The organism is Streptomyces sp. NPDC057253, assembly GCF_042669125.1.
Taxonomy (GTDB): domain Bacteria; phylum Actinomycetota; class Actinomycetes; order Streptomycetales; family Streptomycetaceae; genus Streptomyces.
In genome coordinates, this window is the sequence record NZ_JBHUXV010000213.1 from 1 (window position 1) to 9,810 (window position 9,810).

Consider the following 9,810-nt stretch of genomic DNA (forward strand, 5'->3'; position numbering starts at 1 on the left):
TCGCCGTACCAAGACCTACGCGGACGTGACCTCGACCGCCGCCAGGTTCTTCTTGCCCCGGCGCAGCACCAGCCAGCGACCGTGCAGCAGGTCCTCCGCGGCCGGGACGGCGTCCTCGGCGGTGACCTTGACGTTGTTCACGTAGGCCCCGCCCTCCTTCACCGTCCGCCGCGCGGCCGACTTGCTCGCCACCAGCCCGACCTCGGCGAACAGGTCCACGACGGGACCGAGCTCGGCGACCCGGACGTGCGGCACCTCGGAGAGCGCCGCGGTCAGCGTCCGCTCGTCCAGCTCCGCCAGCTCGCCCTGTCCGAAGAGCGCCTTCGACGCGGCGATCACGGCGGCCGTCTGCTCGGCGCCGTGCACCAGCGTCGTCAGCTCCTCCGCCAGCGCCCGCTGCGCGGCCCGGGCCTGCGGACGCTCCTCGGTCTGCTTCTCCAGCTCCTCCAGCTCCGCCCGGGACCGGAAGGACAGGATGCGCATGTACGTCGAGATGTCCCGGTCGTCGACGTTCAGCCAGAACTGGTAGAACGCGTACGGCGTCGTCATCTCCGGGTCGAGCCAGACGGCGCCGCCCTCGGTCTTGCCGAACTTGGTGCCGTCCGCCTTGACCATCAGCGGGGTCGCCAGACAGTGCACCGAGGCGTCGGGCTCCAGGCGGTGGATCAGGTCGAGCCCCGCCGTGAGGTTGCCCCACTGGTCGCTGCCGCCCTGCTGGAGCGTGCAGCCGTACCGCCGGTACAGCTCCAGGAAGTCCATGCCCTGGAGCAGCTGGTAGCTGAACTCCGTGTAGCTGATGCCCTCCTGGGACTCCAGCCGGCGCGCGACCGAGTCCTTGGTCAGCATCTTGTTGACCCGGAAGTGCTTGCCGATGTCCCGCAGGAACTCGATGGCCGACAGGCCGGCCGTCCAGTCCAGGTTGTTCACCATGACCGCGGCGTTCTCGCCCTCGAAGGACAGGAACGGCTCGATCTGCGAGCGCAGCCGGTTCACCCAGTTCGCGACCGTCTCCGGGTCGTTCAGCGTGCGCTCCGCCGTGGGGCGCGGGTCGCCGATCTGACCGGTCGCCCCGCCCACCAGGGCCAGCGGGCGCAGACCGGCCTGCTGGAGCCGGCGCATGGTGAGGACCTGGACCAGGTGGCCGACGTGGAGGGAGGCCGCGGTCGGGTCGAAACCGCAATAGAACGTGACGGGACCGTCCGCGAGCGCCTTGCGCAAAGCGTCCTCGTCAGTGGACAGGGCCCACAGCCCTCGCCACTTCAGCTCGTCGACGATGTCCGTCACGGTTCTCGTATCTCCTAGAAAGGTCCTCGGGCAGTCGAGTGACTGCCGGCTACGAGGTTATACGCCCTGACTGACAGAACTCATATTGAAATCCGGCACCCGCAGCGCCGGCATCGCGGCCCTGGTGAAGTAGTCGCTCCACTCCCTCGGCAGCGTCTTCTCGGTCCGCCCGGCCTCCGTCGCCCGCCCCAGCAGGCCGACCGGCGACTCGTTGAACCGGAAGTTGTTCACCTCACCGGTCACCTCACCGTTCTCGACGAGGTAGACGCCGTCCCGGGTCAGCCCGGTCAGCAGCAGCGTGGCCGGGTCGACCTCGCGGATGTACCACAGGCAGGTCAGCAGCAGCCCGCGCGTGGTGTTCGCGACCATGTCCTCCAGGGCGAGGTCCGAGCCGCCGTCGAGGACGAGGTTGCCGGCCCCGGGGGCGACCGGCAGCCCGGTCAGGCCCGCGCCGTGCCGCGTGGTCACCAGGTGCGCCAGCTCGCCCTCGCGGACCCAGTCGGTGGCCGTGACCGGCAGGCCGTTGTCGAACACCGACTGGTCGCCCCCGGAGGAGTGCGCGACCACGAAGGGCGCCGACTCCAGCCCCGGCTCGTTCGGGTCGCTGCGCAGGGTCAGCGGCAGCTCGGTCAGCTTCTCGCCGACCCTGGTGCCGCCGCCCGGCTTGGAGAACACCGTGCGCCCCTCGACCGCGTCCCGCCCGGACGCCGACCACTGCTGGTAGATCAGCAGATCGGCGACGGCGGTCGGCGGCAGCAGCGTCTCGTACCGCCCGGCGGGCAGCGGGACGCGCCGCTCGGCCCATCCCAGGCGTAGGGCGAGCTCCGCGTCCAGCGCCGCCGGGTCGACGTCCTTGAAGTCCCGCGTGGAGCGTCCCGCCCAGGCCGAGCGGGTACGGTCCGGCGACTTGGCGTTGAGCTCCAGCGTGCCGTTGGGCTGGTCGTGGCGCAGCCGCAGTCCCGTGGAGGTGCCCAGGTACGTCGACACGAGCTCGTGGTTGGCGAAGCCGTACAGCTCGCGACCGCCCGCACGCGCGCGTGCGAAGGACTCGCCGAGCGCCGGCGCGAAGTCGGCGAAGACGGCCGAGGAGGTCTCGGCGGGCCCGTCCGTGAAGTCGGGGGACTCCGGCACGCCGGTGACCAGCGGCTGGGCGTCCTCGGCGGGCCCGGCACCGCGCGCGGCCGCCTCCGCGGCCCGCACCAGCGGCTCCAGCTCGTCCGCGGTCACCGCGGAGCGCGAGACGACCCCGGAGGCGGTGCCCTCCTTGCCGTCGACGGTCGCGACGACGGTGAGCGTGCGCCCGCGCGTGACGCCGTTGGTGGTCAGCGCGTTGCCCGCCCAGCGCAGGTTGGCGGTCGAGTGCTCGTCGGCGATCACGACACAGCCGTCGGCCCGGGACAGGGCGAGGGCCCGCTCGACGATCTCGTGCGGCTTGGTGGTGCGCGGGCTCATCGACCGGCCTCCTGCGTGGTGTTCAGAATGTTGACGCCCTTGAAGAGGGCCGAAGGACAGCCGTGCGAGACCGCCGCGACCTGGCCCGGCTGGGCCTTGCCGCAGTTGAAGGCGCCGCCGAGGACGTAGGTCTGGGGGCCGCCCACCGCGGCCATGGAGCCCCAGAAGTCGGTCGTGGTCGCCTGGTAGGCGACGTCCCGCAGCTGCCCGGTGATCCGCCCGTTCTCGATCCTGAAGAACCGCTGGCCGGTGAACTGGAAGTTGTAGCGCTGCATGTCGATCGACCAGGACCGGTCCCCGACGACGTAGATCCCGCGGTCCACGCTGCCGATGAGGTCCTCCGTCGACATGCCCGCCGGGTCCGGCTGGAGCGACACGTTGGCCATGCGCTGCACCGGCACGTGCCCGGGGGAGTCGGCGTAGGCGCACCCGTTGGACCGCTCGAACCCGGTCAGCCTCGCGATCCGCCGGTCCAGCTGGTAGCCGACGAGCGTGCCGTCCTTCACCAGGTCCCAGGACTGGCCCGCGACGCCCTCGTCGTCGTAGCCGATGGTCGCGAGGCCGTGCTCGGCGGTGCGGTCACCGGTGACGTTCATCAGCTCGGAGCCGTACCGCAGCTTGCCGAGCTGGTCGAAGGTGGCGAAGGAGGTGCCGGCGTAGGCCGCCTCGTAGCCGAGCGCGCGGTCCAGCTCGGTGGCGTGGCCGATGGACTCGTGGATGGTCAGCCAGAGGTTGGACGGGTCGACCACGAGGTCGTACAGGCCCGACTCGACGCTCGGCGCCCGCATCTTCTCGGCGAGCAGCTCAGGGATCTGCTCCAGCTCGCTCTCCCAGTCCCAGCCGGTGCCGGTCAGGTACTCCCAGCCCCGCCCGACCGGCGGCGCGATGGTCCGCATGGAGTCGAACTCGCCGCTGGACTCGTCGACCGAGACGGCCGTCAGCGAGGGGTGCAGACGCACCCGCTGCTGCGTGGTGACCGTGCCCGCGGTGTCGGCGTAGAACTTGTTCTCGTGCACGGTGAGCAGCGAGGCGTCGACGTGGTTGACCCCGCTCGCCCCCAGCAGCCGCGCGCTCCAGTCCGCGAGCAGCGCCGCCTTCTCCTCGTCGGGCACCGAGAACGGATCGATCTCGTACGACGAGATCCAGGTGCGGTCGGCGTGCACGGGCTCGTCGGCGAGCTCCACCCGCTCTTCCGACCCGGCGGCCCGGATGACCTGCGCGGACAGCTTCGCCATGGCCACGGCCTGGGAGGCGACCTTGGCTGCCGCGTCCAGTGTCAGGTCCACGCCCGACGCGAAGCCCCAGGTGCCGCCGTGCACGACCCGCACCGCGTACCCGAGGTCGGTGGTGTCCGAGGACCCGGCGGGCTTGGCGTCCCGCAGGCGCCAGGACGCGCTGCGCACCCGCTCGAACCGGAAGTCCGCGTGCTCGGCCCCGAGCGCACGCGCGCGTGCCAGCGCGGCGTCGGCGAGGGCGCGTAGGGGAAGCGCTGTGAAGGCTTCGTCGATGGTATGAGGCACCTGGATCTCTTCCTGTCGGGAGGGGGTCGGCGGCGGTTGCCCCCGATCATGTCGCGGCGACCGGTTGCCGGACCACACGTTTGTGACCGCTGCCGGCATCTTTCTGTAGAGACCCGACAGCGAGCCCCGTAAGCCACTGTCGGTGCCCGAATGTCCTCAGGAGGGGACGGCCCGATAGGTTTTCGGTGAAGCCGCCTGTCATCGAGGGTGTTCGGGCGGGTGTGTCAGACCCCTATCGAAAGGGTGATCAGTTGAGCCGCTCGGTTCTCGTCACCGGAGGCAACCGGGGCATCGGCCTCGCCATCGCCCGCGCTTTCGCCGACGCCGGCGACAAGGTCGCCATCACGTACCGCTCGGGTGAGCCGCCGGCCGGCTTCCTTGCGGTCAAGTGCGACATCACCGACTCCGAGCAGGTGGAGCAGGCCTACAAGGAGATCGAGGCCGAGCACGGCCCGGTCGAGGTCCTGATCGCCAACGCCGGCATCACCAAGGACCAGCTCCTGATGCGCATGTCCGAGGACGACTTCACCTCGGTCATCGACACCAACCTCACCGGTACCTTCCGCGTGGTCAAGCGCGCCAACCGCGGCATGCTGCGCGCCAAGAAGGGCCGCGTCGTCCTGATCTCCTCGGTCGTCGGCCTCTACGGCGGCCCCGGCCAGGCCAACTACGCCGCCTCCAAGGCCGCGCTGGTCGGCTTCGCGCGCTCCCTCGCCCGTGAGCTGGGGTCGCGCAATCTCACCTTCAACGTCGTCGCGCCCGGCTTCGTCGACACCGACATGACCAAGGTGCTCACCGACGAGCAGCGTGAGGGCATCGTGAAGCAGGTGCCGCTCGGTCGTTACGCGCAGCCGGAGGAGATCGCCGCGACGGTGCGGTTCCTCGCCTCGGACGACGCCTCGTACATCACTGGAGCCGTCATCCCCGTTGACGGCGGACTGGGAATGGGTCACTGATCACCATGAGCGGAATTCTCGAGGGCAAGCGCGTCCTGATCACCGGTGTGCTGATGGAGTCCTCCATCGCCTTCCACGCCGCCAAGCTGGCCCAGGAGCAGGGCGCCGAGATCATCCTGACCGCGTTCCCGCGGCCCACGCTGACCGAGCGCATCGCCAAGAAGCTCCCGAAGCCCACCAAGGTCATCGAGCTCGACGTCACCAACGACGAGCACATGGGCCGCCTGGCCGACGTGGTCGGCGAGGAGCTCGGCGGCCTCGACGGGGTCGTGCACTCCATCGGCTTCGCGCCGCAGGACGCGCTCGGCGGCAACTTCCTGAACACGCCGTTCGAGTCCGTGGCGACCGCCATGCACGTCTCGGCGTACTCCCTGAAGTCGCTCACCATGGCCTGTCTGCCGCTGATGCAGAACGGCGGCTCGGTCGTGGGCCTCACCTTCGACGCGCAATACGCCTGGCCGCAGTACGACTGGATGGGCCCGGCCAAGGCCGCCCTGGAGGCCACCAGCCGCTACGTCGCCCGTGACCTGGGCAAGCAGAACATCCGCTGCAACCTCATCTCCGCGGGCCCCCTCGCCTCCATGGCCGCCAAGTCCATCCCGGGCTTCGCGGACCTCGCCTCCGTCTGGGACAACCGCTCCCCGCTGGAGTGGGACCTCAAGGACCCGGAGCCGGCCGGCAAGGGCATCGTCGCCCTGCTGAGCGACTGGTTCCCGAAGACCACGGGCGAGATCATCCACGTGGACGGCGGCCTGCACGCCATCGGCGCGTGACGCTGAGGGCCCGCACCCGTCACGGGTGCGGGCCCTCACCCGTTCGGCTCACCAGACCGGGCGCGGTACGGCCACAACTGGGCACCCTGGATTACGCGTTCACCCGCGCTTTCCTCCCCAGCACGGCCGAGGAGGTCCCCTTGTGCGCCTGTCCCGCAGTCTGGCCTCAGTGACCGCAGCCGTCTGTCTCGTGATGTCCCTGTCGTACGAAGCGATGTCGGACACCCGCGTGCAGGAGTCCGGAACCGCCGCTTCGGAGCTGTTCGGAGCCTCCTGTCGCAGCAAGGTCACCGGTTCCCGGGTGACCACCTACTGCCACAACCCCTATCCCCGCACCGACGGCGTCCGCCTGCACATCGAGTGCGACCGCTGGTGGGACCTCGACACCGACAGCGCCGAGGTCGAGGTCGGGCCCGCGCAGACCGTACGGCTGACCGGCCGGTGCTGGAAAGAGGTCCGCTCGGTGTGGGTCAGCCACCGGAAGCTGGCGCGCTGAGCCGTCCCGGACGGCACACAAGGGGGTAGCCGGCCGCCTCCTCGGCGGCCGCCGCCGCGTCGCCCGCGCGGATCGCGTCGACCAGCCGGGTGTGGTCCATGTACGTCTCCGGCGTCAGCTCCTCGCCGACGTCCTCGCGCAGCCAGTCCCGCAGCACCTCGCCGAGGTCGGCGTACATCTCGGTCATCACGTCGTTGTGCGAGGCGGCCACCACGGCGAGGTGGAAGGTGGTGTCCGCGGTCACGAAGGCCTCCGCGTCACCCGACGCCCAGGCCTCCTCGCGCCGCACCAGGAGCGCGTCGAGCTGCTTGAGGTCCTTCTCGGTGCGCCGCTCGGCTGCCAGCCGCGCCGCGGAGGACTCCAGCGTGGAGCGCAGCTCGGCGACGTGCCGGGGGTCCGCGTCGGCGAACCGGCGGTGCATCACGCCCGCCAGCTCACTGGTCGCCACGACGTACGTCCCCGAGCCCTGGCGGATGTCCAGCAGGCCGTTGTGCGCGAGGGCGCGGACGGCCTCGCGGACGGTGTTGCGGGCGACCCCCAGCTGCTCGACCAGTTCGGGCTCGGTCGGGATCCGGGAGCCGACCGGCCACTCGCCCGAGGTGATCTGGTTGCGCAGCGCGGCGATGACCTGCTCGGACAGCGCGGAGCGACGGGGATGGCTCAGGGGCATGGCACACCTTCGCACGGTCGGGACGGACGAGGACATCCCGGGGATGGACAACCAATCATCCAATGATTCTATGATAGGCCTCATGGCAAGCGAGGAAACCCGGACACTGAGGTCCACGACGGCACGCCCTTCCGCGACCGCACAGAAGGAGGGAGCCACGGTGAGCACCGCCCCGCGCGCGTGGGCGGTACGCCTGGTCGTCGTCGGCATCGTGCTCTCCGCCCTGAACCTCCGCCCCGCCATCACCAGCCTCGGTGCCCTCCTCGAAGAGGTGCGCGACGGCCTCGGCATGAGCGGCAGCGTGGCCGGCCTGCTCACCTCGGTGCCGCCGCTGTGCTTCGCCGTCTTCGGGGTCACGGCTCCCCGCCTGGCCCGCCGCTTCGGCGCGAGCGCGGTGGTGTGCGCGGGCATGGTCGCCATCACGGCCGGCCTGCTCATACGGCCGTACACAGGCTCCACGGCGGGCTTCGTGGCCGCCAGCGCCCTCACCCTCATGGGCATCGCCGTCAGCAACGTCCTGATGCCGGTCATCGTCAAGCGCTGGTTCCCGGACCGGGTCGGCTCCATGACCGGCCTCTACTCGATGGCACTGGCCCTCGGCACCGCGGCCGCGGCCGCCGTGACCGTGCCGGTGACCGAGGCGCTGGGCGGGAGCTGGCAGTCCGGTCTCGCGGTGTGGGCGGGCCTGGCCGCGGCGGCCGTACTGCCGTGGATCCCGCTCGTACGGGACAAGGCGGCCGGGACCCCCGCGGGCAGCGTGCACGCACGCGTGGAGAGCGCCGCACCGGTCCGGCAGGTGCACGCGCGCGTGGAGGGCGCCGGACCCGTCCGGCAGGTGCACGCGCGCGTGGAGCCGCCCGCGCTGCGGATCACCCGCAGCCGGACCGCCTGGGCGCTGGCCGTCTTCTTCGGGCTCCAGGCCACCGCCGCCTACATCACCATGGGCTGGATGGCGCAGATCTTCCGCGACGCGGGGGTGTCGGCGGGCACCGCCGGGCTGCTGCTGGCCGTCACGATGGTGATGGGCGTGCCGCTGGCCTTCGTCATCCCGCGTGTGGCCACCCGGCTGCCTCACCAGGGCCCGATCGTGATCGCCCTCGGCGTCTGCGGTCTGGCCGGATACGCGGGTCTGTACCTCGCGCCCGCAGCCGGCGCCTGGGCCTGGGCCGTGCTGCTCGGCATCTCCAACTGCTCCTTCCCGCTGGCGCTCACCATGGTCGGCATGCGGGCCAGGACCGGCGCGGGCGTGGCCCAGCTGTCCGCCTTCGCGCAGAGCACCGGCTATCTGATCTCCATCCCGGGACCGCTCCTGGTCGGCGTGCTCTACCAGCACAGCGGCGGCTGGGGCCTGCCGATCGCGCTCATGATCGGCCTGATGATCCCGCAGATGGCGGTCGGCGTGCTCGCGGGCCGCGACCGCACGGTGGAGGAGGAGGCGGCCCGCTGAGGCACCCGGGCGGCCCGGCCGTGAGGCATCGTGACGGTCCGGGTATGAGGCACCCTGACGGTCCGGGTAAGAGACCGGGGTGCGAGACTGGCCGCATGCTCGACCCGAACCCCCAGAACGGCCAGAAGAAGATGCTGCTGGTCTTCGGCTCGTTCTTCGCCATCTTCATCGTCATCGCGATCATCGCCACGATCGCCTCACCCTGATCCGGTGTCCCGCTCCCGGGGCGACGGTGGGGTTAACCCCCTGTCCCCTAGGGGGCGAGTGTCAGGGTCAACTGGGTGGATCACCGGATGGGTTGAGGGCCCTCGGCTCCGTACCTTCGAGATGTGACCGCGAGCAGCGGAGCACCGAGGACTCGAAGACCGGAGGCACTCATGTCGGCCCCTACGCACACCCCGCCCCACCCGGCGACCCGGGGCGGCGTCGACATCCGGCTGCCCTGGTGGGCCCTCGCCCTGCCGACGCTCGCCTTCGTCGTGCTCCTGGCCCTCATCCTCAACCCCTCCGACGCGCACGCGGCCTCCGGCGACCCCGTCATCACCCAGTTCCTGGAGCGGGTGCAGCGGCTGATGACCCGCTGAGCACCCACGAAGCCGCCCGTCAACTCCCTGCGCCACATGGCCTGTTTCATGCGAAGCTGGATCCCATGAGCGTCGCAGAATCCCGCAGGATTGTCCTTTTCCGGCATGCGAAAGCCGACTGGCCACAGGTCACCGACCATGAGCGGCCGCTCGCCGACCGGGGCCGAAAAGATGCAGCGGAGGCCGGACGCCGGCTGACCGACTCCGGCATCCCCTTCGACCTGGCCCTCTGCTCCACCGCGACCCGGACCCGGGAGACCTGGAAGCTCGCGGTGCAGGAGTTTCCGCACCGGCCGAAAACCGTCTACGAGGAGCGGATCTACGAGGCCTCTCCCGGCGAGCTGATCGCCGTGCTCAACGAAACCCCGGACGACGTGCACAACGCCGTCCTGATCGGCCACAACCCGGGGGTGCAGGGCCTCGCCGACATCCTCGCCGGCGCCGCCGAGGGCGACGCCCGCCGGCGGATGAGCGAGCGCGGCTTCCCGGCCGCCGCCTTCGCCGTCCTGTCCTTCAGCGGCCCCTGGAAGACCCTGGAGCCCGGCGTGGCCACCCTGGTCGACTACTGGGCACCCTCCGACTGATCCCGACCCGGCGAGGACGAGACAGTGGCCCGGCACCGCGAAGG

The 9,810-nt window shown here is 70.9% G+C and carries 11 protein-coding genes; 7 read left to right on the plus strand and 4 right to left on the minus strand.

The features are described 5' to 3' along the window. Nucleotides 1–15: 15 nt before the first annotated feature. Genes tyrS through ACFULQ_RS47020 form a run of 3 tightly spaced genes read right to left on the minus strand, consistent with a single transcriptional unit; the run spans nucleotide 16 to nucleotide 4,256 of the window. Nucleotides 16–1,284, minus strand: a complete 1,269-nt coding sequence (tyrS, locus tag ACFULQ_RS47010) for a tyrosine--tRNA ligase (protein WP_383557392.1) — start codon at nucleotides 1,282–1,284, stop codon at nucleotides 16–18. A 57-nt stretch (nucleotides 1,285–1,341) separates the two neighbouring features. Continuing rightward, a complete protein-coding gene (locus ACFULQ_RS47015; protein WP_383557394.1) occupies nucleotides 1,342–2,736 on the minus strand; it encodes a metallopeptidase TldD-related protein in 1,395 nt (464 codons plus the stop codon). Continuing rightward, nucleotides 2,733–4,256 (minus strand): TldD/PmbA family protein, encoded by a 1,524-nt coding sequence (locus ACFULQ_RS47020; protein WP_383557397.1) that lies wholly within the window; start codon nucleotides 4,254–4,256, stop codon nucleotides 2,733–2,735. The genes ACFULQ_RS47015 and ACFULQ_RS47020 overlap by 4 nt, the downstream gene beginning before the upstream one ends. Nucleotides 4,257–4,507: 251 nt before the next feature. Here ACFULQ_RS47020 and fabG point away from each other — a divergent pair, with 251 nt between their 5' ends. From fabG to ACFULQ_RS47035, 3 genes are all read left to right on the plus strand, one after another. Next, nucleotides 4,508–5,212, plus strand: coding sequence for a 3-oxoacyl-[acyl-carrier-protein] reductase (gene fabG, locus ACFULQ_RS47025; RefSeq protein ID WP_383557400.1), 705 nt, complete (start codon nucleotides 4,508–4,510; stop codon nucleotides 5,210–5,212). A gap of 5 nt (nucleotides 5,213–5,217) precedes the next feature. Beyond that, the gene (gene fabI / locus ACFULQ_RS47030) at nucleotides 5,218–5,985 is read left to right on the plus strand and encodes an enoyl-ACP reductase FabI (RefSeq protein WP_062024245.1); all 768 of its coding nucleotides are present in this window, start codon (nucleotides 5,218–5,220) and stop codon (nucleotides 5,983–5,985) included. 142 nt (nucleotides 5,986–6,127) lie between these two features. Further along, complete coding sequence (locus ACFULQ_RS47035; protein ID WP_383557403.1) at nucleotides 6,128–6,481, plus strand: hypothetical protein; 354 nt, start codon at nucleotides 6,128–6,130, stop codon at nucleotides 6,479–6,481. Here ACFULQ_RS47035 and ACFULQ_RS47040 read toward each other — a convergent pair. Beyond that, entirely contained in the window at nucleotides 6,456–7,151 is a 696-nt protein-coding gene (locus ACFULQ_RS47040) for a FadR/GntR family transcriptional regulator (RefSeq protein ID WP_383557406.1), read from the minus strand. The two genes, ACFULQ_RS47035 and ACFULQ_RS47040, sit on opposite strands and share 26 nt — an antisense overlap. A 70-nt stretch (nucleotides 7,152–7,221) precedes the next feature. Here ACFULQ_RS47040 and ACFULQ_RS47045 point away from each other — a divergent pair, with 70 nt between their 5' ends. From ACFULQ_RS47045 to ACFULQ_RS47060, 4 genes are all read left to right on the plus strand, one after another. Continuing rightward, the gene (locus ACFULQ_RS47045; protein WP_383557409.1) at nucleotides 7,222–8,598 is read left to right on the plus strand and encodes a CynX/NimT family MFS transporter; all 1,377 of its coding nucleotides are present in this window, start codon (nucleotides 7,222–7,224) and stop codon (nucleotides 8,596–8,598) included. Between the two features lie 95 nt (nucleotides 8,599–8,693). Continuing rightward, nucleotides 8,694–8,804, plus strand: a complete 111-nt coding sequence (locus ACFULQ_RS47050) for an SGM_5486 family transporter-associated protein (protein WP_360940576.1) — start codon at nucleotides 8,694–8,696, stop codon at nucleotides 8,802–8,804. Between the two features lie 171 nt (nucleotides 8,805–8,975). Next, nucleotides 8,976–9,182: a hypothetical protein gene (locus tag ACFULQ_RS47055; protein ID WP_383557412.1), complete on the plus strand. Its 207-nt coding sequence runs from the start codon at nucleotides 8,976–8,978 to the stop codon at nucleotides 9,180–9,182. 65 nt (nucleotides 9,183–9,247) lie between these two features. Further along, complete coding sequence (locus ACFULQ_RS47060) at nucleotides 9,248–9,766, plus strand: SixA phosphatase family protein (RefSeq protein WP_383557414.1); 519 nt, start codon at nucleotides 9,248–9,250, stop codon at nucleotides 9,764–9,766. The last annotated feature ends 44 nt before the right edge of the window (nucleotides 9,767–9,810 follow it).